The following is a 23,481-nucleotide window of genomic DNA, read 5'->3' on the forward strand; positions in this document are numbered from 1 at the left end:
GAGCGGCGCTCCGCCTACTTTAGCGCCATGGCTGAAAGGGTCCTGATCACAGGGGGCGCGGGCTTCATCGGCTCTGCGCTGGCGGGTAGATTGGCCCACTCGGGCCGCGAAGTGTGGGTGATGGACAACCTCAGCTTCGGCCGCCGCGAGCTCGCCCCGGTGTCCGACGAGCGGTTCTTGGAAGTGGACATCCGCGATCGCGGTGCCGTGAGCCGGGCGCTCCAGCGATGCAGTCCGGATTGGGTCCTGCACCTGGCCGCCATCCATTTCATCCCTTACTGCAATGCGCACCCCATTGAGGCTGCGGATGTGAATGTGACCGGTACGATCAACGTGCTGGATGCCTGCGCGGCGGGCGGTAAGGTCAAGCAGGCCTTCGTGGCCAGCACCGCGGCGGTCTATCCCATCGCAGATGGGCCGCTGGGGGAGGAGCATCCCACCGGTCCCCTCGACATCTACGGCATCACCAAGCTGGCCGCCGAGCGGATCGCCGGCGAGTTCGCACTGCGCACCGGCATACCGACGATCATCGGCCGTTTCTTCAATGCATTCGGGCCGAACGAGACCAACCCGCACTTGATTCCCGAGATCCAGCGGCAGGTGCTCGCAGGTTCGCGCACGCTTCACTTGGGCAACCTCGACCCCAAGCGCGATTTCATCCACACGGAGGACATGGCGCGTGCCATGGAGGCGCTGCTCACCGCAGGAGTGAGGGGCTGCGATGTGTTCAACATCGGCCGCGGCATCGAATACAGCGTTCGGGACATCGTTGCGGCATTCGAGCGGCAACTCGGTGAGCCCCTCTCCATCGAGGTGGATGCCAAGCGGGTGCGCAAAGTGGAGCGGATGCACCTGCTGGCCGATGTATCCAAGCTCAAGCGCATCACCGGTTGGGAGCCCCGCTGGGGCATCGATGAAGGGGTGGCCACGCTGCTCCGGGAGACGCCTGCCGAATGGAAGATGGCGATTCCTTGACCAGCGGGAGGGGCACCGATCGCGTGCTGCGCGTCGTACTGTGCACCGATGGCGTGTTCCCGCATGCCTTGGGCGGCATGCAGCGCCATTCGCGGCTGCTGGCCGAGCACCTGGCCCGGACACCGGGCATCGAGATCACCGTGCTCCATCCGCACGATGTGCAGGTCTTCGCGCCTGCGTCAGGCATCCATGAGGCTCACGTGGCCCCGCTCGATCCCGGCCGGAATTACCTGCTGGAGCTGTGGCGGTACAGCGGGCGAATGGCAGCCGCGGTCGAGGCGCTGAACCCCGATGCGGTCCTTTCCCAAGGGTTCAGCGTCTGGAAGGGCAGCCAGGCTTTCTCCGGTCGCTTGTTGGTGATGCCGCACGGGTTGGAGATGTTCCAGGGCTTGACCATGAGGGATCGGGTCATCGGATGGCCATTCCGCATCGCGCTGCGCAGCGTGGTGCGCAAGGCGGCGGTGGTGGTTTCGCTCGGCGGCCGCCTTACGCCCATCCTGGAACGCCTCACCCGCGGAAGCCGCGCCCGGGTCGCAGTGGTCCCCAACGCGGTCGAGGCCCCGGCCATCCCACCGCCGTTCCCAGTGGATCGCCGGCCGTTGAACCTGCTGTTCGTGGGGCGTTTCGCGTTCAACAAGGGAATCGATGTGCTCCTTCAGGTGGCACGCAGGCTGGTCGATGAGGGGCGAGGGGATGAGGTGCGGTTCGTGCTGGCCGGCGACGGCCCGGAGAAGGCGCGGATGGAGCGTGATGGGCTGCCATCCAACGTGATGCTCGCCGGGAAAGTGGATGATGCGCGGCTCGAGCAACTCTATGCCGAATGCCATGCGCTGGTGCTCCCCACGCGCTTCGAGGGCATGCCGACGGTGGTGCTGGAGGCCATGGCGCGCGCGCGACCCGTCATCGTCAGCGATGTGGGCGCCAGCGCGGAGCTGGTCGACTCCACCAACGGATGGCTCCTTCCGGCCGGGGATTCGCATGCGCTCCACCAAGCCATCCTCGGCATGCTCGCACTGCCGTTGGACTCCCTGAAGGCCAGGGGTGCGGCCGGCAGGTCACGGGTGACGGAACGGTTCACTTGGGAGAGGGTGGTGAACGCGTTCAGCGAGCTGCTGGCGGCGCCGTCGGTGAGCGACCCATCCCATCCATGAGCAGCCGTGTGAATCGCTTGGCTCCCTTGGCGTTCAAGTGGTCGCTGTTCGCGAACAGGCTGTCACCTCGGAAGAGGTCCAGGGAGCCGATGATCGCGATGCCCTGCTCGGCATACCGGCGGCCGAGCGAATCGAATCGCATCAGGTATTCCGGAGGGATCCCTGCCAGATAGGATTCATGCACGGGGACCCTTGCGAGGTAGAGCGCGATACCGTCCTGCTCGCATCGGTTCACGATGGAGTCCAGGTAGGCGATGGCCTGCCCCGAAATGGGGGCGACTGCCCCGTCCGCTTCAAGGAAATGCCGCTCCAGGGCCTCCTGCGAGTCATTGCGGAACCGGGCACGCAGCCCGCTGAATTCGCCCAAATAATGGATATGCGTCTCCTTGGGCGCGGTGCAGAGCTGCATGAATACCGTGCGCAGGTAAGTCTTCTTGTGCAAGGGGAGCCGCATGGCTTCGCTGGCCGATAGCAACGGATAGGTGCGCATCATCAGCCGTTCGGTGGACCAACCGTGGTCCTTGAACCGGCGCGGGTCCTTCTCGCTGATATTGTGCGGTGCGAATCCGATGATGACCGTGTCGATGGGATTCGTTTCGAGCAGTTTGCGGAGCTTGAACCAGCTCAGCATATAGGGCTCAGCGGGCAGGGCGGCATTGCGCGCACCGATGAGCACCGCTGTGTCCACCGCGCAGCCGATGTGGGAGTCGCCTAAAGCGAGCGTGGCGTGCCTCAGCATCGGGCGCTCGTGCCGCATCTCCCGCAGGTTCCAGGTCGCCATCACCGCGGCCCAAATGCCTGCGATGCCCGCGAACCAGGCCAGCAGGGTGAGGAATCCGCGCATATCAGAACTGGAAATAGATGAATTCCTGCTCCTTCCCTCCGAAGGCGATGATCCCCGCCAACAGCCCATAGTAGACGGCCCACCGGACGCTGCGCGAGGGTACCCGGTTGAGCAGCTCCAACGGGTGCCTGAGCGTGCGTGAAGCCCATTCTGCGGCGACGAGGAACAGGATGATCGCGAAGACATCGAATGGCCTTACGGTGGGCACCGTGAATAGCGTAGGGCTCAGGATGCCTCCGATGTGGGTCAGCGCGGCATCCATGGTCTCGGCCCGGAAGAAGATCCAGGCAAGCACGGTGAGCAGGAAGGTCGTGGCCATCCCCCAGGCCTCCCTCAGGCTGGGCAGCAGTGCGCCCTGCGCCACGGTGTCAAGGTTCCTCCTGTTCCGGTCGGCCACGAGAAGTGGGATGAAGAAGGCCGCGTTCAGGGCGCCCCAGCAGATGAAGGTCCAATTGGCACCATGCCAGAATCCGCTGAGGACGAAGATGATCATCGTGTTGCGGATGCGGTTCAAAGCAGATCCTCGGCTGCCCCCCAAGGGGATGTAAACGTAGTCGCGGAACCACGTGCTGAGGCTGATGTGCCATCGGCGCCAGAATTCGGCGATGTCGCGCGAGAAATAGGGGACGGCGAAGTTCCGCATCAGCTCGAATCCGAACAGCCGGGCGCAGCCGATGGCGATGTCGCTGTAGCCGCTGAAATCGCAGTAGATCTGGAAGGTGAACAGCAATGCGCCGACCAGGAGCGTGCTGCCCGTGTGCTCGCCGGGGGCATCGAAGATGACGTCGGCGAAGGATGCGCAATTGTCAGCTACCACCACTTTCTTGAAGAGCCCCCAGAGCATCTGCCGCAGGCCATCGACCGCGAGCGCACGGTCGAAGGACTTCGCCACCTTGAACTGGGGCAGCAGGCTTATGGCGCGCTCGATGGGCCCGGCGACCAGCTGCGGGAAGAAACTGACATACGAGAGGAAGGCGACCGGATCACGCTCCGGACGCATCTGCCTGCGGTACACGTCGATCGTGTAGCTCATCGTCTGGAAGGTGTAGAAGCTGATTCCCACGGGCAGCACCACGTCAAGGTGGGGAAGCGCGAGGGGCTTGCCCAGCAGGCTGAACGCCTCTTCCACATTGGCGGCGAAGAAGTTGTAGTACTTGAATGCCCCGAGCATGCCCAGGTTCGCCCCTATGCTCAGCCAGAGGAGGGCCTTCCTTCTGCCGGCCCGCGCCTCACCGTCCAGAGCCAGAGCAACCATGTAGTCGATGCCGGAACTCAACGCGATCAAGCCGAGGAAGCGAGGGTCCCACCAGCCGTAGAAGACGTAGCTCGCCGCAAGGAGGAAGAGGTTCCGCGCTCCGACCGACTTGAATGCGAACCAGTACCCCGCGAACACGATGGGGAGGAATACCGCGAAATCGATGGAATTGAAGAGCATCGGTCACATCAGCCTCCTATGGCCGAACGGAGGGCTGCATCAACGCGTGTAGCAGCAGCGGTAGGATTGATGCTCATTGGACACGTACCAGGCCGTGGCATTCGAGCAGTTCGGCCCGACCAGCCTCACGGAGTTGTCCTCGTTGGCGGTGTCATCGGTGTACTCCCAGTTGTTCACCATGTTCGCCAGCCCCAAGGAACTCCGCAGCTGGCAGGCGTTGAACCACTCTCCCCAGGTGCAGAGCCGTTTGCCCTCTTGCGTGCATGCGGCTGCCGCATCGAAGAAGCTGATGGGGGACCGCTCATCCAGGTCGATGCAGAATTGCGAGGTGGCTGCGACCATGCCATCAGGGCATTCCTTCCGACGATGGCTCACCCCGTTCATCACGTGGTATTCGGTTCCATCGAAGACCAGGGAGAGGAGCGTGCCCCCTGCGATCGAGGCGCCATCGATGGGTTCTCCGGCCCGCCAAACGACCGGGTAGGGGCCGGTGCCATTGAGTTCAAGTGTCACTCCACCTGCAGGGAGGGCATCCGGCACGGTCACCACGACATTCATCCCGGGCGTCGGCGCTCCATCCAAGGCGGGGAGCGCAAGCGACCAGGCTGAGCCACTCGGTGCAATGATGGACCGATGCGTACCGCTTTGATCCTGTGCGGCGCTCAGGATCGCTCCCGGGACGGATACGGGCGGCACGCCGAGCACTTGGCGATCCGAGGCGGCCTGGCCGTCGAACTGCAGCGGTTTGTCGATGCCGATCTGCGGCAGGCACGGCAATGCGAGCAGGAGGCAGATGCCGGTGATCGGTAAGCGTGGCATGTCAACGGAGGTGATAGCAGCACCGTGCGCGGCCGGGTTGGCTTACCAAGGTGGTGCGCTGGCTCATGCACGTGGTCCGGCCGGCCTGGTCTGCGCCATGGGTATGGTTGCTCGTATCATCGATCCATTCCCAGCTGCTGAACATGCCCGAGAGCTGGTTGCCCAAGAGCATGCAGGCGCTGGCGTATTCGCCCCATGTGCACAAGCGGCCTCCGCGTGAGGCGCATTGGCCGATGGCCCATAGCCAGGTGCCTTGGGCGGACCCGGGCGATGATTCAATGCAATAGCTGGGGTTGACCTGGACGAAGCCGCTAGGGCAGGAGCGCTCAGCAGCGGATAGCAGGGTGAATCGGCCCTCTGCCTGGATCACCTCGGCCACTGTGCCGGCTTCGAGCTGCCCGAGCGCAACGGGCAATCCATCGGGGCGTACCAGCGGCAAGGGGGGCAGGCCGTCCACGGCTATGTGCAGCTGGCCCGCCAAGGGGCCGGGCACGCGGAACCTGACCAGCATCCCTTCTGCATAGGAAGTTGCTGGAGGCGAGAGCTGCAAGGCAATCACCGTGTCCTGAATGGTGGGCTCGCCCCACGCCCAAGCGGCGCGCACCGATCCGCCAACGGTAATCGCAGCGGTACCAGAGGCCGGTTCGGCCAGGTTCACCACCGCGCGCTCCTGTTCCGGCCCGGTGAGCACCAGTGGCACATCAAGGCGTACCTGTGCGCTCACGGTCTGAGCTGCGGTCACAAGGCTGAAGGCCAATGGCAGGGTCCGCTTCATCATCGGTGCGTGCAGCAGCGGAATCTCCCGCGTCCGTTCGAGATGCTCGCTTGGCCGCCATGTCCGCAATTGATGCCCACGGGGCTTCCAGCGGTCCCGTCTCCTCCGTTGCCCACCAGCTTGGCCCCGTTCGCGTTGTTGGCAGCGCTATCTACCCACTCGTAGTCCAGGACGGTTCCGATGAACCCCGGATTCGATTGGCACGTGTGAACCCATTCAGCGAATGTGCAGAGCCGTGCATCCTTGGAGCGGCAATGCTGCAAGGCGGCGAGGAAGGTGGTGTCGGCTTGGGCGCTGTCCTCGATGCAGAACTCCCTGGCCCCGATGGAGTAACCTTGTCGGCAGGGGAGGTAGGTGGATGACAGCACCCGGAAGGCCTGACCATCGTAGGCCATTCGCACCGGGACGCCAGGAACAAGATCCGCACTGTCCAGCGGCAGCCCCCCATGCTTCAAGAGCAATCGAGGTCCAAGACCATTGAGGCTCACGGTGGCAGCCGCGCTGTTCGATTCCGTGAGCACCATCGTCACCAGCATGCCGGCGGTATATGCCGATGGGGCGGGGGACAGGTCGCCCTCCAGCACAGCGCTCCCATTCACTTCCACGAAGGAGGTTGCCTGATTCCTCGCTGCATCCACGCTCACCGCGGCATCAGCGGATACAGGATAGGCCAACCCCTCCACTTGACGCTGCTCGGGTGCGGAGCCGGTCAGCACCAAGCGTGCGGCGGATTCAAGCTGAGCCTGTCCAGTAAATGGCAGGGCGATCAGCAGTATGGCGCCGAGCGGTTTCATTCCCGGATCGCTTTCAGCATCGCCTGGCCTTGATTCACACGGATGATGTAAGCCCCTGGGGGTAGACCAGGCAACTGCACCAACACTGACCGGCTCTGTTCAGGGCGGATATCCCGGAGCACCCGGCCTTGGCCATCCAGGACCTCGATTCGGTCGATCGGTCCACTGCGTAGGGCCTCTATCCGGAGTTGATCCTCAAAGGGAGACGGCCAGCACAGGAAGGCCTTCTTATCCATGTCGAGGATGGCAGCCCCCGTGGCGCCAACCAGGTCGAACGCTGTGAAGTGGGTCTCAGGAGCGGGTCCTGTGGCAAGAAGCGTTTGGCTTGGGATGTCGTTCGATGTGGCCAGCGGCAGCCATGGGCCATCGGGACTCGGCGCTGCGAAGACCGCAAGCGCGGAAGGCAGTATTCCGGAGAGCTCGGTCACATCGTACCGCAGCGCGATCTCGACCCCTTCCGCTGTGGGAACGGGAGTGGTCACGCGATACCACCTGGCGATCCCCACGGATCCGTTGGAACTGGTGCGGGGCAGGTGCCCCCGTTCCACGGTCAGCCCGCCCTGTGCGTAGGCCGAACTAATAGTGAGACCCAACCCGCCAGGCTGCTCCCCGGCCAATGGTCCAGGTTCAGCACGCAGCGCCCGCTCAAAGCCGGAGCCAGTGATCGGATACCCCTGCGCTTCAGCGAGGATTCCCTCTCCACCTAGATCAATAAGGCCGTGATTCGTGACTCCTGCGCCCGGGCTCAGGTTCAGGTTCACGGGACCGAGGAACGATACTGTTGTTCCCGCCTCCACCGTCAGATGGCCTCCCAATAGAGCAGCATCCTGACCGACCGACGCGGCCGAGTGAATCCCAACCATGAGTGCGAGGGCCACGCGCATGCACCGCAAACATAGATGAATCGCTTGCGGGTCCGTCTGCCGAAGGCTTAACCCATCAGGCCCCGCCACGTTGCCTAGTTTTGGCCTCACACCAGCCAAGCATGGACATCATTGGGTTCGTCGCCGACAACATGGGGCATTTCGCGCCCTTCGATATCGCGCTCCTGGTCTTCCAGGTGCTGCTGGCCGCCCTCCTTGGCTACCTGCTGGCCCGTTTCGGGGCCAGGGCAGACGGGGATGCCGCCCGTGAACTCGTGCTTTGGGCCGCATCGGCCGCCTTGGCGGCCGGCCTGGTGCGCACCCAGCTCCCCTTGGCGGTCATGCTGCTGGCCTTCGTGATGCTGGTGAAGGGGAGCGATGCAGGCGGGCGCGACCGCATCGTCCGGTTCATGGCCCTGGTGCTGGGCCTCGGCTGCGGCAGTGGCGCCGGACTGGTTACCGCAGCTGTGGCCGTGCCCTTCATCATCGTGGTGCGCATGGCATTCCCTGGCCAGCGGCCCTGAGGCATGGGCGTATTCGGCCCGGATAGTCGTGCTTGGCTCGTGCTCGGTTGCGCCGTTGCGATGAGCGCGGTGCTGGCCGCCTCCTTGGATCGGCCATCCGGACCGGCTCGACCCACGGCCAGTGGCCGCGCACCGGTCATCCTCCCCGATAATGCCCGCATCCAGGAAGGCGCACAGGTCACGGTTGAGGCACAGGGCGCGGCCCGTCTCTGGCTGACGCTCGGGAATGACCCTATGGAAGCGAGGCCCGGTCAGGACCGCATCTCCTTTCCCGCTCATCCCCAACGCGTACAGGTGGCCCGCATGCTCGCCACACCGACGGCCATGCAATGGCGGCACCCCAGGCCGGGTCTGCCTTCCGCCTTGGTGGTCCGGGCAGCGCAGTCCGATGAGGCCGGCGCTCCCGGTCCCTTCACCATGCAGACTTACCTGTTCGCAGGTCACGGTGAGCTGCCGGTGGTTTCCATCAGCTGCCTCCCACAGGACCTTATCGGTGAGGAGCAAGGCCTTCTCGTTCCCGGCAACGGCATCCTGCGCCTGCCGCAGGGGCAGCTTGATTCCTATGCGCTGGATCCGCGTTGGTGGAAGTATCCGGGCAACTACCATGGCCGTGGCGATGCTTGGGAACGGTCCGGCCGCTTGCAGGTCATCGATCCCAGCGGCACCGAGCGTTTCCAGGCCGACATCCGCTTGCGCATCAATGGGCAGATGACCCGGGGATTCCCGCAGCACGCGCTCAGGCTCCTCTTCAATGAGCCGCTGCGGGCAGGCGTCTTCGGTGCGGGGGATGCCGGCCGCGAGGCCTTGGTCCTGAGGGCTGCAGGGAACGACCAGGTGAAGGCCATGCTGCGCGATGCCTTCCAGCACCGGCTCTGCGAGGGGCTCCCGTTCACCACCAGTGCGGTGCTGACCTGCGTGGCGTACATCAACGGGGCCTATCAGGGCGTGCACCACCTGCGCGAGCGGATCGATGAGGTGGAACTGGCGCGCCGCCACGGTGTCCCGCCCAAGCGCATCACCATTCTCGAGGACAGGAGTGAACTCTACCGGGGGGACAGCGCGGACATCAGGCGCTTCAATCGCCTGATGGGCCGCACCGAGCGCTGGGATGGGCTTGATCCCGCATGGCTGGATACGCTGGAGGCCCAGTTGGATGTAAGCGGCTTCCTCACCTACATGGCCTCGCAGATGATCCTCGGGAACATGGATTGGCCGAAGCAGAATGTGAAGTACTGGCGGTACACAGGGCCGCCGCGGCCGGAGGCGCCGCTCGACGGCCGATGGCGCTTCATCATGGGCGATTCGGACCTGGGGTTCGGAGCCAACGCGGGACCGGATGCCGACCTCTTCGCCACCGTGCGCGATGCCGGGGTCCCCGTCTCTCGCCTCTTCCTGGCCATGATGCGGTCCCCGGAGCTCAGGAAGCGCTTCGTTGACGCTGGCTTGGGCCTGTTGGATGGCCCTCTGTCTCCCGAGCGCTGCATGGCGGTCCTTGATGGCATGGCGGCACAGATGGCGCCCGAGATGGACCGCCACACCGCGCGTTGGCGGAAGCCGGCCGATCGGGCGCAATGGGAGCGAGAGGTGCAGCTGATGCGCGATTATGCCCAACGAAGGGCCGTCCACGCGCGCCGGCAGCTCAATGCATACATCGAGCGCCGATAGACCGATGGAGCCATGCTGACCTTCCTGCGCGGACATTGGCAGCTGATCCTGGTGATGCTCATCTGGCTCGCCACGGGATTCTACCTCCAGCAGGCGGTTTTCGCGCTGCTCCCGCTCTCCGTCTTCTTCTTCAAGTCCCGCGATCTGTGGCCGGAGGTGCTCTTCGGCATGCTCATCGTGCTCGTCCTCTCCGACATGCAGAAGGACATGTTCCTGAAGATGATGGTGTTCAAGGATGCGAAGAACTTCTACATCCTCGCTGTTGCGGGCATTTTCCTGGTGGAGACGCGCCGCTTCGCGCCGCTCTCCTCGGTGTTCAATGTCTTCATCCCGTTCTTCGTCTACAGCATCTTCCCGTTGGTGTTCAGCAACAGCATTTTCGTTGGCCTCCAGAAGACGATCTCGTATGCCCTCATGTTCATGGTGGTTCCCAATTACGTGCTCTACTGCTACCGCCGTGCGGGGTGGTCGTTCTTCCGGAACCTGGTCCTGTTCATGACGGTCATCCTGCTCTTCGGCTTCGTGCTGCAATGGATGGATCCGCGGTACTCCCACGTGAATGGCCGCTTCAGGGGGCTCTTCGGCAATCCGAACGGAATGGCCATCTACTGCTACCTGCTCTTCATGCTCTCGGCCGTAGTCAACTCGATAAACCCGAGGCTCTTCAATTGGCGCGAGAAGGCCCTCATCTTCGGGGTCATCGTCTACTTCCTCATCAGCTCAGGCTCACGGGCCTCGCTCGCCTCCACGCTCATCTTCCTGATTTTCCATCGCTTCTTCTCCTATTCGGTCTTCCTCGGCCTGGTGGGCCTGGTGGGGCTCATCCTCGCGGTGGAGATGATCAGCTCCAACTTCGAGGCGATCATCATCGCCCTCGGCCTCCAGGAGTATTTCCGGCTCGAGACGCTGGACGAGGGCAGCGGCCGCTATTTCGCATGGGAGTTCGCCTGGCAGCATGTGCAGCGCTATTTCGTATTCGGCGGCGGATTCGCCAACGATGAGACCATCATGCGGCGCTACCGCGAGTACCTCGAGAGCCAGGGCCACCAAGGCGGGGTTCACAACACCTATCTGAGCATGTGGCTCAATGTGGGCATCGTTGGCCTGCTCATCTACCTGCGCAGCCTCTTCCTGATCTTCTTCAAGGCCAGCAAGCTCGTTCCGATGAGCCTGGCCATCATGTTCTCCGTGCTGTTCAGCATCATGTACGAATCATGGCTCGTAGGCTCGCTGAACCCTTACACCATCGTCCTCCTCATGATCATGACCGTGGTCACGGAGCCCGAGATCGTGCAAGGGCTGCCGGCTTTGGATGAGGATGGAGAGGTGGAGGCCGAAGGGGTGCCGGCACCGGCCTGAGCGAACGGGCTACATTGGTCGCCGGAATGGAAGACCGCAAGAGGAGGGGCGTCCCGCAGGGGCGTGGCAGACGAAGGCGCTGGCTCTACATCGCAGGCCTGCTCCTGGTCCTTGCGGGTGCGGGCGCTTGGCTGGGCGACCGCCTGCTGAAGGAGCGGGATCATCCGGGGCTGCGTGTATTCGTGCGCCAATGGATGCGGAACTACCCCGCCAGCTTCGCGGTGGAGCCCGTCCGCCTTTCGATTACCGTGGACGACCACGACATGCAGGAGCTCCAGCGCGTGGTGGATGAGGCCCGCGAGCGGGGCGTCATCCTGCCCGAGGGCAACAGCTATGTGCCGGCCACGATCGGCAGCGATGGGGAGTCCTTCAAGGCCAAGTTGCGCATCAAGGGCAAGCTCACCGACCATGTACAGGGCAGCAAATGGAGCTTCCGCGTGGTGGCCAGGAAGGATGGCGGCTTCATGGGCATGAAGCGCTTCTCGCTGCAACACCCCGGCACGCGCAACTACCTCTGCGACTGGCTCTACCATCGCCTGATGGCCGCCGAGGGTGTGGCGGCGCTGCGCTACGGCTTCATCCGCGTGGAGTTCAATGGGGAGGACCTGGGGATCTACGCCTTCGAGGAGCACTTCGGCCCCGAACTGCTGCAGCGGAATGGAAGGGCGGAGGGCCCCATCTTCCGGTTCGACCCCGCCCTGTTCTGGGAGCACCGCCTCAATCAGATGAACGGGCTGAGCTACGATGAGCCGTTCGCGGCCTATCAGGCGGGCGCCGTGGATGCGTTCGGGAGCAGCGATATCGCCAAGGACAAACAGGCCAGGGAGCGATTCGAGGAAGCCGTGGGGCTGATGGACGCCTTCCGCCGTGGCCGGCTCACCGCATCGCAGGTCTTTGACGTGGACCGGTTGGCCAGGCACCACGCCGTCCTCGACCTCGTCGGTGGCCACCACAGCATGGACTGGAGCGATGTGAAGTTCTACTACGACCCCATCCTGCGCCGCGTGGAGCCCATCGCCTACGAAAGCTTCAGTGCGCACCCCATCCGCACGCTGGCCGGGAGCAATAAATGGGTGGGTGCCACGGAGTCGTCCATGGACCTCCATACCCAGTGGTTCAATGATGAGGGCCTCTTCCGCGCCTACGTGCGGCATCTGGAGCGGGTGTCGCGCACCAGCTGGTTGGACAGCGCCTTCGCGGCCCTGAAGCCGGCGCTCGATAGCGCCAGCGCCACGCTGTACCGCGAATTCCCCTACAAGGAGCTCGACCGCCAGGTGTACTACCGGAATCAACGGATCATCCGCAAGCTGCTCGATCCCCCCAAGCCCTTCCATGCCTACCTGGACGACAGCGGTCCGGATACCGTCCGCATCACCGTCGTTCCCATCGAGGGGCTGCCCATGGAGGTGCATGCGCTGCTGCTGCCCGACGGGAAGGCCATTCCGCCGGTCCAGGCTGCCGTGGTCCCGGTGCGGAAGCCCGGCAAGGTGGGGGCGCCCATGGTCATTCGCTTCCCCAATCCGGGCAAGGTGGAGCGCGAGGGCCTCAGGATCACGTGCTCCGTGCTCGGCTCCTCGGTGCAGCGCCACGTGGATGTGTTCGCCCATGGCCTTATGCCCGCAGAGGAAGCGGTGCGCCTAGCGCTCGATCCGATCGATGTGCGCAGCCTGCCTTGGCTGGAGATCGATGAGGAGTCCCGGTCGATCCTCATCAGGCCGGGTGCTGCGGTGGTGAGCCGCGATGTGGAGATACCGCCGGGGTACACCTTGCACGCGCGAGCCCCGCTCACCCTGACGATCCAGAAGGGGGTGCGCTTCACCTCCCGCTCCCCGGTCCGGTGGGAGGGTGATGCCGAGGCGCGCATCGAGTTGGTCAACGATGGCGCAGTGCAGCTGGTTGGCGCAGCCGGACGCTCACTGCTGAGAGAGGTCGACATCCAAGGGGCCGGCCAGTTGGTGGTGCAGGAAACGATGGTGAAGCTGGATGCATGCGCGCTGCGCAGCACGACGGAAGGCCCGGTTCTGACCGCTGTCCGGTCGCGATTGGAACTGGAAGCCGTGGAGATTGAAGGCGGCAGGGACGGCCTAATGGCGGTGGCCAGCGAGGTGAAGGCGAGCGGATCGGCGGTGCTTGCCCCTGCGGATGACGGCGTGGTGCTGCGAGGAGGCCGTCTGGAGTGGTCCGGAGGAGCCTTGGAGGGTGGCCAAGGCGCGGCGCTCAAGATGGGCGTTCATGCCATTGCCGCCTTCGAGGGCGCAGCGCTGCGAGGCGGCGCCAATGGCGCGGAGGTGCGGGAAGGCGCTCAACTATCCCTCAAGGGAGGGGAGGTGAAGGCCAAGGCCATCGTGCTGCTGGTCAAGGACCGGCAGCGCATCGCAGGCCCATCGCGCGTGAGGATCGAGGCGGTGCGGATCGATGCTGGACAGCGGATGGACCCTGGCTCGGGGAATGAAGTGGCGGTGGATGGTGCTGTGCTGCCGCAGGCCGGGGAGCAGCAACCCACAGAACCGGCCGGGGCCGAGCAGGAATGACTCATCTCGCGGCAACGGCATTCGGTGTCCTGGTCGCATTCGGGGCCTGGGCCCAGCGTTCATCGTTCAACGGGCAGGTGGTGGTGCCGGCCGACTCCACCGGCCATTACCGCCTCCTCATCGGTGGGCACTTCCACGGGGAGAGCACCAATCGAAGCGGCTATCCGGCAAGCACCTTGCTCGCCAGTCTGGACACGATCAACGGCCTCGGTGCGCACCTCTTCCTGAGTACCGGCGACCTTTTCATGGATGGCGGGAAGGACCGGCCCCGCTATGCCCGAGCGCTCTTCTCCAAGCTGCGCATCCCGCTGTTCAATGCCCCAGGCAATCATGACCTGAACGGCGCGGTGGGCGACGAAGCCGTGGAGCTCGGACGGATCGGGATCGGGCGCGACCTCATCTTCATCCTCAATACGGAAGCCAACGATGGCTCACTCAGCCCGGAGGCGGTGCGCCACATGGCGGCGGTGCTCGAGGGGGAGGATCCCGAACGGCCTCAGCGCCTCTTCATCATCTCCCACCGGCCCATCTGGGCGGAGGACGACGAGCAGTACCGCGACCTGTTCAAGGACAATACGCGCTCGCTCACAGGCAACAATTTCAGGAAGGAGGTGTATCCCGTCCTGCAACGCATGGCGCAGCAGGCTGAAGTGTACTGGATCAGCGGCAGCCTGGGGGGCGATGCACCGAGCAGCATCTTCTTCCAGCGGCACGCGCCCAACATCACGTTCATCCAGTGCGCCATCCGCGATCTGCCCCGCGATGCGCTGCTGATCGCCGATGTCCTCCCCGATACGGTGAGGTGGAGCGCGCTCTCGCTCACCGGCCAGCAGCTGCTGGCTCCTGAGGCCTATGACGCGGCGTGGTGGCGCGCCCAGCGCGGCAAAGGCGCGCCATTCAATTGGCGGCTGATGCCCTACCTCATCCGCAAGACCCTGCTCAGCCCGGCGTTCTGGTGGGGCGCGGCGGCGGCGCTGCTGCTCGGATTCCTCGTTCGCAGGATGCTCGCCCGCTGGTAGCGGTTACCTTCACGGCCTCCGATCCGCATGGCACGCATCCTCGTCACCGGCGGCGCCGGCTTCATCGCCAGCGACCTGGCCATCAAGCTCGCCTCCGACCCCAAGAACGAAGTCACGGTGGTGGACAACCTCCTCACCGGCGACCGCCGCAAGCTCCCCGCCGAGCTGCCGCACAACCTGCATTTCATCAAGTGCGACGTGAACCGTTACGAGGACATCAGCGCCGTGTTCTTCGCCAACCGGTTCGAGCACGTCTTCCACTACGCTGCCGTGGTGGGCGTGAAGCGGACCATCGAGAACCCGGTGATGGTGCTGCAGGACATCGACGGCCTGCGCAACATCCTCGACCTATCGAAGAATACCGGCGTGAAGCGGGTGATCTACAGCAGCAGCAGCGAGGTTTACGGCGAGCCGGTGGAGATTCCGCAGAACGAGCGCACCACGCCGCTCAACAGCAAGCTGCCCTATGCCATCGTGAAGAACATCGGCGAGGCCTTCCTGCGGAGCTACCACAAGGAATACGGGCTGGATTACACCGTGTTCCGCTTCTTCAACACCTATGGCCCCAAGCAGAGCCGTGACTTCGTGGTGAGCAAGTTCATCCGGATGGCGCTGGCCGGCGATGACATCACCATCTACGGCGATGGCCAGCAGACCCGCACCTTCTGCTACATCGATGACAACATCGACGCCTGCCTGGCCGCCTACACCCGCAACGAGGTGCTCAACGATGTGGTGAACATCGGCAGCGACGCGGAGATCACCATCAAGGCCCTGGCGCGGCTGATCGTGGAGCTCACCGGGAGCCCGTCGCGGATCATCCACCTCCCGCCTTTGGAGGAAGGCGATATGACGCGCCGCATGCCCGACATCACGCGCATGCGCAAGCTCCTGGGCCGCGATCTCCTGCCGCTCCGCACAGGCTTGGAGCGCATCTTGGCGCTAACCCCGGTGGCCCGCTAGCGTGGGCCCCGCCGAGCAGCCATGTGCGGCATAGCTGGCATACACGGGCTCGAAGGCCTCGCCGATGCGGAGTCCGTGATGCGCCGCATGTGCGGCGCCATGGCCCATCGCGGGCCGGACGCCGAGGGCGTGGCACGGCTGGGCAACAATGTGCTGGGCCATCGGCGGCTCAGCATCATCGACCTCTCCGCCGCCAGCAACCAGCCCTTCACCAGCGCCGATGGCCGCTACACCATCGCCTTCAACGGCGAGATCTACAACTACCGCGAGCTCAAGCGCGAGCTGGACGGCCATCCGTGGCGCACCGGCTCCGATACGGAGGTGCTGCTCGTCGCTTTCGCGCGTTGGGGAGAGGGCTGCCTGAACCGCCTGCACGGGATGTTCGCCTTCGCCGTGCACGACCGCATGACGGATGAGCTCTTCCTGGCGCGCGACCGGATGGGAATCAAGCCCCTCTATTGGTACCGGGATGACCAGCGCGTGCTCTTCGCCAGCGAGGTGCGCGCATTGCTGGCATCCGGCCTCGTTCCGCGCCGCCTCGATTCCGATGCGCTCGTGGATCACCTGCGCTACCAGACCGTTCGCGCTCCGGAAACGCTCATCCAGGGCGTTCGCATGCTGGAAGCCGGACATTGGATGCGGATCGGCGACCAGGAGGTGACCACCGTTCGCTGGTACGACCTGGTCCGGGCCGTGCACCGCGATGCTGAGGCCATGCCGCTGCCCGAGGTGCATCGGACGATCCGGGCGCGCCTTGCCGGCGCGGTGGAGAAGCGGCTGGTGAGCGACGTGCCGTTCGGGGCCTTCCTTTCCGGCGGCATCGACAGTAGCGCCATCGTCGGGCTCATGGCCCAGGCAAGCACTGCCCCGGTGCACACGTTCTCCGTGGTCTTCGACGAGTCCGAGTTCTCCGAGGAGCGCTACGCGCGGATGGTGGCCGATCGCTTCCGCACGCGCCACACGGCCATCCGCCTGAAGCCGGAGGACATGCTGCGCATGCTGCCCGATGCCTTGGCCGCAATGGATCACCCCAGTGCCGATGGCCCCAATACCTACGTGGTGTCGAAGGTCACCAAAGGGGCGGGGGTCACCATGGCGCTCAGCGGGCTGGGTGGCGATGAGGTGTTCGCGGGCTACCCCGTCTTTCCCCGTACCATCGAGCTCTGGAACAAGCGCTGGATCACGCAGTTCCCGAAGCCCTTACGCGTGGCGGCGGCGGCTCTGATGGCCACGGCACGGCCATCAATCGCCTCGGATAAGCTCGGCGAGCTCCTGCGGCGGGATGCTTTCACGGTGGATGAGACCTTCCCCGTCTCGCGACTGGTCTTCACCGACCGTGACCTCCGAGGACTCCTGGCCCGGCAGGCATTGCCCCCCAGCCGCGTGGCCGCCACCCTGCACCGGCTCATCCGCACCGATGCCGGGCATGACCTGCCGCTCCTCAGCCAGGTGTCTTTGGGCGAACTGGGCACCTACCTGCAGGATGTCCTGCTGCGCGATACGGACCAGATGAGCATGGCGCATGCCCTGGAGGTGCGTGTGCCCTTCCTTGACCATGACCTTGTGGAATTCGTGCTCGGCGTGAGCGACCGCCTCAAGTATCCGGTCACGCCCAAGAAGCTCCTGGTTGATGCCTTGGGCGACCTGCTCCCCAGCGAGATCGTCCACCGCCCCAAGATGGGCTTCACCCTGCCCTGGGAGCTCTGGATGCGGAACGAGCTGAGGCCCTTCTGCGAAGAACGCCTGCACCGGCTCGACCGTCGGCCGCAATTCCGGCCGGGCGCCATCGTATCGCTCTGGGACCGCTTCCTTGCAGGGGACAAGCGCGTCAACTGGGCCCGGGTCTGGTCACAGGTGGTGCTGGAGGATTGGATGTCGAGGAACGGGGTGGAATAGGAATCGCCTCGCACCGCCGGATTCCAACGCAGGCGGCCGGAATGAAAGAGCGGGGGCATAGCCCCCGCTCTTTCATGCAAGCGATGCGATCAGAACTTGGCGCGTGACTTACGGCCGACCCGTTTCGTGCCCCGGATCCAGCTGTAGCGCTGACGGTAGAAGTTCGATTGCCCACGGAGCACGTAGCTATACGTGAAGGTCATCGTCAGGTAGCTGTCGTTGTGGGTGGGATCGCCCCTGATGGCCCCAGGCGCATAGTTGTTCGGATGGGGGAGCGTGGGGTCCAGCGCGTAGGCAAACGAAGTCTGGTTCGCCAGATTGATGGCGTCCTGATTGGGGAGCAGCGCCGGATCAGCGTAGGTCGTGCTCACATCGTCCAGATAGTCGGTGAAGGTCGTCCTCCAGCCCATATCCCAGCCGAAGCGATGGCGGCGGCGTTTGGTGAAGTGGAACCCGATTCCCGCAGGAATGCTCACCCCGAACCGCGAGTAATCCACCAGTTCCGTGGTCAGGGGCTGCAGCGCATAGAAGTCGCCTTCCCGGTTGATCTGCCCTTTGGGATTGTGGTAGTAGAGCGCTGCGCCGACATAGCCGAAGAGGCGGAAGTCCGTGCGATATCGTCCGCGTCCGCCAAGGTCATTGTCCTGGTAGATGGTGAACTCGGGGCGGATGTACCACTCCAAGAGGTCGTTGCGGAAGTTGAGGTTCCGGCCGCGTCGGGGACGATAGCTCTCCGTCAATGCATCGGCGCCTTGCAGCCGCAGATACAGGAGGCCGGTATTCACTGAAATCAAGCGATTGATCTTCCTGCGGGCGAAGCCGCCGACGGCCCAACGGGTCTGGCTCAGCTTCATGTCCCAGATGAAGTCCCGGCGGGGCTGATCCTTGCCGCCCATCTCGCCGAGATAGTTGGCCCCGCCCAGATGGAAGCCGACATCCCAAGCGTATTGGGCATCAGCCGTTACCGCCACGCCCGCAAGAAGGGTGGCAATGGCAAACGGTCGAATCATGGTGAGGCGCATGCGCGTGATGAGGAGGCGTTCGGTTGACGGGCAAACATAACAAAGTTCCCCCGCCTTGGTACGGACCCGGCTGAGCCCGGTTATCAACGATCCCTGTCGCAGAATGCCAGCCCCGAAGCCGATAGCTTTGGCCCCTCGATATCCGGCATGAGAACCGCGGCCACCGAGTTGTTCGGAATCCAGTACCCCATTGTGCAGGCTGGCATGATTTGGTGCTCCGGCTGGCGTTTGGCCTCCGCTGTGAGCAATGCCGGTGGATTGGGCATCATCGGGGCCGGCAGCATGTATCCGGAGGTGCTCCGCGATCATGTGCGGAAGTGCAGGGCCGCCACGGACAGGCCGTTCGCCGTGAACCTGCCGATGCTCTATCCGGACATCGAGCAGCATATGGCCACCATCGCTGAAGAAAAGGTGCCCATCGTGTTCACCTCGGCGGGAAACCCCGCCGCATGGACCGGCTGGTTGAAGGAGCGTGGCGTGAAGGTGGTGCATGTGGTGAGCAGCGTAAGGTTCGCCAGAAAGGCAGAGACCGCTGGGGTTGACGCCGTGGTGGCGGAAGGCTTCGAGGCCGGAGGACATAATGGACGCGAGGAGACGACGACGCTCGTGCTCGTGCCCATGGTCAGGGATGCCGTCCGCATCCCGGTCATCGCAGCAGGCGGCATTTCCGATGGCCGGAGCATGCTGGCCGCAATGGCCTTGGGGGCCGATGCCGTGCAGGTAGGGAGCCGCTTCGTGTGTTCCGACGAGAGTTCCGCCCACCCTGCATTCAAGCAGCGCATCACCGATGCTGGCGAAGGGGATACGCTTCTGACGTTGAAGGAGTTGACCCCTGTACGGTTGCTGCGGAACGGATTCTTCGATCAGGTGCAGCAAGCATACTCCAAAGGCGCGAGCGTGGAGGAGCTGCGGAGCCTGCTGGGCCGGGGGAGGGCGAAGCGGGGCATGTTCGAAGGCGACTTGGTGGAAGGAGAGCTGGAAATTGGGCAGGTCAGCGGGCGCATCTCCAATGTGATGCCTGCCGCACGGATCGTGCAAGAGTTCATGCAGGAATACGAATCGGCCCGGCAGGGCCTCCCCAAGGCCTGAGTGCTTGCGCATGCGCCATCGGCAACATCCACCCTCCGGTAAGCGTCTATGCATGGCAATGGCTTCGTTCCTGCGCCCTTTGGCTTGGGGTTGGCTTTCAGCGGCATCGGTGCTGGTGGGCATGGCCCAGCCGCTCGACCCGCCCGCACTGCGCTGCGCCTCGGTGAACGTAGCCGGTAATGTCACCCTGACCTGGACGCCGCCCGTCGATCCGAATGGGGACTTCCAGGCGTACGAGATTTGGTCGGCCAACAACCCGCTGGGCCCGTTTTCTGTCATTTCGACCGTGGCTGTGTATGGGCAAACCACCTTCTTCCATGCGGGTGCAGGCGCCAACGCCGGCCCCCAGTTCTACTTCATGACGACCCTCTCCGGCGGGCCGCCTCCAGAGACCTCCCTGGCCAGCGACACGGTGGCCACCTTGTTCCTTCAGGTGTTCCAGAGCACGCCCTTGGGCAATGCGAATCTTTCCTGGAATGCTCCTGCCATATCCAGTTCATCATCAAATGTTTATTCCATTTGGCTTGAATATCCAGTAGGAGTTTGGAGCCAGGTGGCCTCTGTTCCCGTAACCACCTTCTCGTATCAATGGCCGGTATCCATCTGCGAGGATTCACTCACCTTCAGGGTAGGGCTGTCCGACCTCTCCGGCTGCGTCTCCTTCAGCAACCGCGACGGGGAGGTGTTCCAGGATGTGACCCCTCCATCGGTACCTGTCATTGTGGCCGCTTCTGTGGATAGCATCACCGGACTCTCAACGGTGAGTTGGACGGCGAGCCCCGAGCCGGATACGGATGGTTACATCATCGTGTACAACGGACCGGGAGGCGGTGTCATCATCGACACGGTCTTTGGCCAGTTCAACACCTCCTATGCCTGGCCGGATAGCTGGCCTTTCGGATCGTCGGAGTCCTTCACCATCGCGGCCTTCGATACCTGCGAGACCGGTACGCCCCCCAGCCCCAATACCAGCGCCACCGGTCCGCCGCATGCCACGATGCTGGCCGAAACCACCTACGACCGGTGCGGAGCCCGCATGCGCATCACCTGGTCGCCCTATGTCGGCTGGAGCCCCCAATCGCACCAGATCCTGGCGCAATACGATGGCGGGGCATGGGTCCTGTTGGCGAATCTGCCTGCTGCGGCGAACAGCTACGAGCACGACGTTCAGCCCGGGCATCAGTACTGCTACATCGTCAAGGCCATTCAGGCGCCGGGGCAGGCTTTCTCGCTCAGCAACGAGGCATGCCGGTTCACGGACTACCCGCCGTTGCCCGGCGGGAATTACCTCCGGACGGTAACGGTCACGAGCCCGTCGACCATTCTCATCGTCGATAGCGTGGATGTCACCGCGCAGGTCAGCGCTTATCGCCTTGAGCGGTCGGTGAACGGAGGGGCCTTCGAGATGCAAGCCACCTTCCCGGGTAGCGCAGGCCCGGTAATTACCTACGTTGACGAGGATGTTGCGCCTTCCCAGAATGGATACCGCTACCGGATGCTGGTTCAGGATAGCTGCGGGCGCCCCTCGGTGACGAGCAATCTGGGGGGCAACATCCTGCTGCGGGCCGTTCCGGGGCTCGATGGCATCAACCGGCTGGATTGGAACGGCTACCAGGCCTGGGCGGGAGCGGTGGCGGGCTATGGCATCCACCGTAGCATCGACCGCGGGACCTTCGAGCTCATTGCCGTCTTGCCGCCCGACCCATGGACCTATGCCGACGATGTGAATGCGTTCGTGGGCCTGACGGGCGACTTCTGCTACCGGGTGGAGGCCATCGAGGCGGGCAACCCTTCCGGGGTCAATGCCACCTCCATGAGCAACGAGGCCTGCGCATTCCAGGAGGAGCTGGTCTACATCCCCAATGCCTTCATCATCGGAAGCGCCTATAACCCGGTGTTCAAGCCGGTGATCGGATTCGTGGATATCGCTGAGTACCGCTTGCTCATCATCAACCGCTGGGGGCAGGTGGTCTGGGAGACCGAGGATCCCGGTCAGGCCTGGGATGGCATCGTGGGGAGCCAGGTCATGCCCATCGGGGTCTACGGCTACTATTGCAGCGTTCGGAACGGTGCGGGAAAGCTGGTGGAGAAGCACGGCACTGTCACCCTCCTGCGGGCGGATTGATCCACCGAAGCGCCCCCATGCCTACTTTTGTGCATGGAACGATCCACTGCCGCGCAGCAGCGCGCCGCCGTGAAGGCCACCGCCAACGGCACGATCAATCACGACAAGTTCACCGGTGAAGGGCTCACGTACGACGACGTGCTGCTCGTTCCCGCCTACAGCGAGGTACTCCCTCGCGAAGTGGATGTCCGCTCGCATTTCTCGCGCAACATCCGCCTCAACGTCCCTATCGTCTCGGCCGCCATGGATACCGTGACGGGGGCCGAGCTCGCCATCGCCATCGCCCAGCAGGGGGGCATCGGGGTCATCCACAAGAACCAGGGCGTCACCGAGCAGGCTGCGGAGGTGCGCCGGGTGAAGCGAAGCGAGAGCGGGATGATCCTGGACCCCGTGAAGCTGGAGGAGCACGCTTTGGTCGGCGATGCCTTGCGGCTCATGGCGGAGAACCGCATCGGGGGGATCCCGGTGGTGGATGCGGCCAACAAGCTGGTGGGCATCGTCACCAATCGCGACCTCCGCTTCGAGAAGCGCATGTCGCGCCCTGTGGCCGAGGTGATGACCAAGGACCGGATCATCACCGCCAAGCCGGAGACCACGATGGCCCAGGCCGAGGAAATCCTGCAGGAGCACAAGATCGAGAAGCTTCCGGTCGTTTCCACGGATGGAACGCTCGTGGGGCTGATCACCTACAAGGACATCATCAAGCTCAAGCAGCGCCCCAATGCCTGCAAGGACAAGCTGGGGCGCCTGCGCGTGGCCGCGGCCATCGGGATCGCAGCCGACAGCATGGTCAGGGCCAAGGCCCTGGTGGAGGCCGGCGTCGACGCCCTGGTCATTGATACCGCGCATGGCCATACCAAGGGCGTGATGACCATGGTGAAGCAGGTGAAGGAGGCCTTTCCCGGGGTGGACGTGGTGGCCGGGAACATCGCCACAGCCGAAGCAGCGAAGGCCTTGGTGGAGGCGGGTGCCGATGCCGTCAAGGTGGGCATCGGGCCAGGCAGCATTTGCACCACGCGCGTCATCGCCGGGGTGGGAGTGCCGCAGCTCACGGCCGTGCTTGACTGTGCCCAGGCCATAGCAGGCACGGGTGTTCCGGTGATTGCCGACGGAGGCATCCGCTACACCGGTGACGTGGTGAAGGCCCTGGCGGCCGGCGCCGGCACCGTGATGATCGGCAGCATGTTCGCCGGCGTAGAGGAGAGTCCGGGAGAAACCATCATCTACGAGGGGCGCCGCTTCAAGGCCTACCGCGGCATGGGCAGCATCGAGGCCATGCAGCAGGGCAGCAAGGACCGCTACTTCCAGGACATGGAGGACGACATCAAGAAGCTGGTTCCCGAGGGCATAAGCGGCCGTGTGCCCTACAAGGGGCGCCTCGCCGAAGTGGTGCATCAGCTCGTCGGTGGCCTGCGTGCGGGCATGGGCTACTGCGGCGCGGCTGACATGGACGCCTTGAAGCTGGCCCGCTTCATCCGCATCACCTCCGCCGGGGTGAAGGAGAGCCATCCGCATGATGTCTACATCACCCGGGAGGCACCGAATTACAGCCACCTCTAGGGCCGCCGGCGCGGTTCAGCTTGGTTTTTTTAACGTCTGGCGGGTGCCGCCGGCGCCAAGCCGCAACGGTTA

Annotated in this window: 19 protein-coding genes; 12 read left to right on the forward strand and 7 right to left on the reverse strand. The window is 64.2% G+C overall.

What is annotated here, in order from left to right:
• Positions 1 to 27: 27 nt before the first annotated feature.
• Positions 28 to 975, forward strand: coding sequence for a GDP-mannose 4,6-dehydratase (locus QY325_03120; GenBank protein WKZ66922.1), 948 nt, complete (start codon positions 28 to 30; stop codon positions 973 to 975).
• Positions 972 to 2,126 carry a glycosyltransferase family 4 protein gene (locus QY325_03125; GenBank protein ID WKZ66923.1) on the forward strand — a complete coding sequence of 385 codons (1,155 nt, stop codon included), beginning with the start codon at positions 972 to 974 and terminating at the stop codon, positions 2,124 to 2,126. Before QY325_03120 ends, QY325_03125 begins: the two co-directional genes overlap by 4 nt.
• On the opposite strand, the gene QY325_03130 is transcribed toward QY325_03125, so the two are convergent.
• Genes QY325_03130 through QY325_03155 form a run of 6 tightly spaced genes read right to left on the reverse strand, consistent with a single transcriptional unit; the run spans position 2,077 to position 7,677 of the window.
• A complete protein-coding gene (locus tag QY325_03130) occupies positions 2,077 to 2,970 on the reverse strand; it encodes a hypothetical protein (GenBank protein WKZ66924.1) in 894 nt (297 codons plus the stop codon). The genes QY325_03125 and QY325_03130 overlap by 50 nt on opposite strands.
• A gap of 1 nt (position 2,971) precedes the next feature.
• On the reverse strand, positions 2,972 to 4,405 hold the full coding sequence (locus QY325_03135; GenBank protein ID WKZ66925.1) for an MBOAT family O-acyltransferase: 1,434 nt from the start codon (positions 4,403 to 4,405) through the stop codon (positions 2,972 to 2,974).
• Between the two features lie 39 nt (positions 4,406 to 4,444).
• Positions 4,445 to 5,224 (reverse strand): hypothetical protein, encoded by a 780-nt coding sequence (locus QY325_03140; protein WKZ66926.1) that lies wholly within the window; start codon positions 5,222 to 5,224, stop codon positions 4,445 to 4,447.
• 1 nt (position 5,225) lies between these two features.
• The gene (locus tag QY325_03145) at positions 5,226 to 6,002 is read right to left on the reverse strand and encodes a hypothetical protein (GenBank protein ID WKZ66927.1); all 777 of its coding nucleotides are present in this window, start codon (positions 6,000 to 6,002) and stop codon (positions 5,226 to 5,228) included.
• A complete protein-coding gene (locus tag QY325_03150) occupies positions 5,999 to 6,793 on the reverse strand; it encodes a hypothetical protein (GenBank protein ID WKZ66928.1) in 795 nt (264 codons plus the stop codon). The genes QY325_03145 and QY325_03150 overlap by 4 nt, the downstream gene beginning before the upstream one ends.
• Positions 6,790 to 7,677, reverse strand: coding sequence for a T9SS type A sorting domain-containing protein (locus QY325_03155; protein WKZ66929.1), 888 nt, complete (start codon positions 7,675 to 7,677; stop codon positions 6,790 to 6,792). The genes QY325_03150 and QY325_03155 overlap by 4 nt, the downstream gene beginning before the upstream one ends.
• Before the next feature lie 101 nt (positions 7,678 to 7,778).
• Here QY325_03155 and QY325_03160 point away from each other — a divergent pair, with 101 nt between their 5' ends.
• From QY325_03160 to asnB, 7 genes are read left to right on the forward strand one after another with little or no spacing between them, the layout of a single operon-like run.
• Positions 7,779 to 8,180 (forward strand): hypothetical protein, encoded by a 402-nt coding sequence (locus tag QY325_03160; protein ID WKZ66930.1) that lies wholly within the window; start codon positions 7,779 to 7,781, stop codon positions 8,178 to 8,180.
• A 60-nt stretch (positions 8,181 to 8,240) separates the two neighbouring features.
• Positions 8,241 to 9,845 (forward strand): CotH kinase family protein, encoded by a 1,605-nt coding sequence (locus QY325_03165; GenBank protein ID WKZ66931.1) that lies wholly within the window; start codon positions 8,241 to 8,243, stop codon positions 9,843 to 9,845.
• A 12-nt stretch (positions 9,846 to 9,857) separates the two neighbouring features.
• Positions 9,858 to 11,204: an O-antigen ligase family protein gene (locus QY325_03170; GenBank protein WKZ66932.1), complete on the forward strand. Its 1,347-nt coding sequence runs from the start codon at positions 9,858 to 9,860 to the stop codon at positions 11,202 to 11,204.
• A gap of 26 nt (positions 11,205 to 11,230) precedes the next feature.
• Positions 11,231 to 13,735, forward strand: coding sequence for a CotH kinase family protein (locus QY325_03175; GenBank protein WKZ66933.1), 2,505 nt, complete (start codon positions 11,231 to 11,233; stop codon positions 13,733 to 13,735).
• Entirely contained in the window at positions 13,732 to 14,754 is a 1,023-nt protein-coding gene (locus tag QY325_03180; GenBank protein ID WKZ66934.1) for a metallophosphoesterase, read from the forward strand. The genes QY325_03175 and QY325_03180 overlap by 4 nt, the downstream gene beginning before the upstream one ends.
• A 27-nt stretch (positions 14,755 to 14,781) precedes the next feature.
• Positions 14,782 to 15,717, forward strand: a complete 936-nt coding sequence (locus tag QY325_03185) for an NAD-dependent epimerase/dehydratase family protein (GenBank protein WKZ66935.1) — start codon at positions 14,782 to 14,784, stop codon at positions 15,715 to 15,717.
• A gap of 21 nt (positions 15,718 to 15,738) precedes the next feature.
• Positions 15,739 to 17,613 (forward strand): asparagine synthase (glutamine-hydrolyzing), encoded by a 1,875-nt coding sequence (asnB, locus tag QY325_03190; GenBank protein WKZ66936.1) that lies wholly within the window; start codon positions 15,739 to 15,741, stop codon positions 17,611 to 17,613.
• Positions 17,614 to 17,702: 89 nt separating this feature from the next.
• Here asnB and QY325_03195 read toward each other — a convergent pair whose 3' ends face one another.
• Positions 17,703 to 18,623 (reverse strand): hypothetical protein, encoded by a 921-nt coding sequence (locus QY325_03195; GenBank protein ID WKZ66937.1) that lies wholly within the window; start codon positions 18,621 to 18,623, stop codon positions 17,703 to 17,705.
• A gap of 159 nt (positions 18,624 to 18,782) precedes the next feature.
• Between QY325_03195 and QY325_03200 the strand changes: the two genes are divergently transcribed.
• From QY325_03200 to guaB, 3 genes are read left to right on the forward strand one after another with little or no spacing between them, the layout of a single operon-like run.
• Complete coding sequence (locus QY325_03200) at positions 18,783 to 19,724, forward strand: nitronate monooxygenase (protein ID WKZ66938.1); 942 nt, start codon at positions 18,783 to 18,785, stop codon at positions 19,722 to 19,724.
• Positions 19,725 to 19,776: 52 nt separating this feature from the next.
• On the forward strand, positions 19,777 to 21,849 hold the full coding sequence (locus QY325_03205; protein ID WKZ66939.1) for a gliding motility-associated C-terminal domain-containing protein: 2,073 nt from the start codon (positions 19,777 to 19,779) through the stop codon (positions 21,847 to 21,849).
• Between the two features lie 33 nt (positions 21,850 to 21,882).
• Positions 21,883 to 23,409: an IMP dehydrogenase gene (guaB, locus tag QY325_03210; GenBank protein ID WKZ66940.1), complete on the forward strand. Its 1,527-nt coding sequence runs from the start codon at positions 21,883 to 21,885 to the stop codon at positions 23,407 to 23,409.
• The last annotated feature ends 72 nt before the right edge of the window (positions 23,410 to 23,481 follow it).

The sequence above is a fragment of the Flavobacteriales bacterium genome, assembly GCA_030584065.1.
Taxonomy (GTDB): Bacteria; Bacteroidota; Bacteroidia; order Flavobacteriales_F; family PHOS-HE28; genus PHOS-HE28.

Excerpts from the sequence above, each read along its gene's own strand:
- asnB (WKZ66936.1), top strand. The coding sequence starts at position 15,739 with ATGTGCGGCATAGCTGGCATACACGGGCTCGAAGGCCTCGCCGATGCG.
- QY325_03170 (WKZ66932.1), top strand. The coding sequence starts at position 9,858 with ATGCTGACCTTCCTGCGCGGACATTGGCAGCTGATCCTGGTGATGCTC.
- QY325_03135 (WKZ66925.1), bottom strand. The coding sequence starts at position 4,405 with ATGCTCTTCAATTCCATCGATTTCGCGGTATTCCTCCCCATCGTGTTC.
- QY325_03205 (WKZ66939.1), top strand. The coding sequence starts at position 19,777 with ATGGCAATGGCTTCGTTCCTGCGCCCTTTGGCTTGGGGTTGGCTTTCA.
- QY325_03180 (WKZ66934.1), top strand. The coding sequence starts at position 13,732 with ATGACTCATCTCGCGGCAACGGCATTCGGTGTCCTGGTCGCATTCGGG.
- QY325_03130 (WKZ66924.1), bottom strand. The coding sequence starts at position 2,970 with ATGCGCGGATTCCTCACCCTGCTGGCCTGGTTCGCGGGCATCGCAGGC.
- guaB (WKZ66940.1), top strand. The coding sequence starts at position 21,883 with ATGGAACGATCCACTGCCGCGCAGCAGCGCGCCGCCGTGAAGGCCACC.
- QY325_03140 (WKZ66926.1), bottom strand. The coding sequence starts at position 5,224 with ATGCCACGCTTACCGATCACCGGCATCTGCCTCCTGCTCGCATTGCCG.
- QY325_03185 (WKZ66935.1), top strand. The coding sequence starts at position 14,782 with ATGGCACGCATCCTCGTCACCGGCGGCGCCGGCTTCATCGCCAGCGAC.
- QY325_03195 (WKZ66937.1), bottom strand. The coding sequence starts at position 18,623 with ATGATTCGACCGTTTGCCATTGCCACCCTTCTTGCGGGCGTGGCGGTA.
- QY325_03120 (WKZ66922.1), top strand. The coding sequence starts at position 28 with ATGGCTGAAAGGGTCCTGATCACAGGGGGCGCGGGCTTCATCGGCTCT.
- QY325_03200 (WKZ66938.1), top strand. The coding sequence starts at position 18,783 with ATGAGAACCGCGGCCACCGAGTTGTTCGGAATCCAGTACCCCATTGTG.
- QY325_03150 (WKZ66928.1), bottom strand. The coding sequence starts at position 6,793 with ATGAAACCGCTCGGCGCCATACTGCTGATCGCCCTGCCATTTACTGGA.
- QY325_03175 (WKZ66933.1), top strand. The coding sequence starts at position 11,231 with ATGGAAGACCGCAAGAGGAGGGGCGTCCCGCAGGGGCGTGGCAGACGA.
- QY325_03165 (WKZ66931.1), top strand. The coding sequence starts at position 8,241 with ATGAGCGCGGTGCTGGCCGCCTCCTTGGATCGGCCATCCGGACCGGCT.
- QY325_03145 (WKZ66927.1), bottom strand. The coding sequence starts at position 6,002 with ATGATGAAGCGGACCCTGCCATTGGCCTTCAGCCTTGTGACCGCAGCT.
- QY325_03155 (WKZ66929.1), bottom strand. The coding sequence starts at position 7,677 with ATGCGCGTGGCCCTCGCACTCATGGTTGGGATTCACTCGGCCGCGTCG.
- QY325_03160 (WKZ66930.1), top strand. The coding sequence starts at position 7,779 with ATGGACATCATTGGGTTCGTCGCCGACAACATGGGGCATTTCGCGCCC.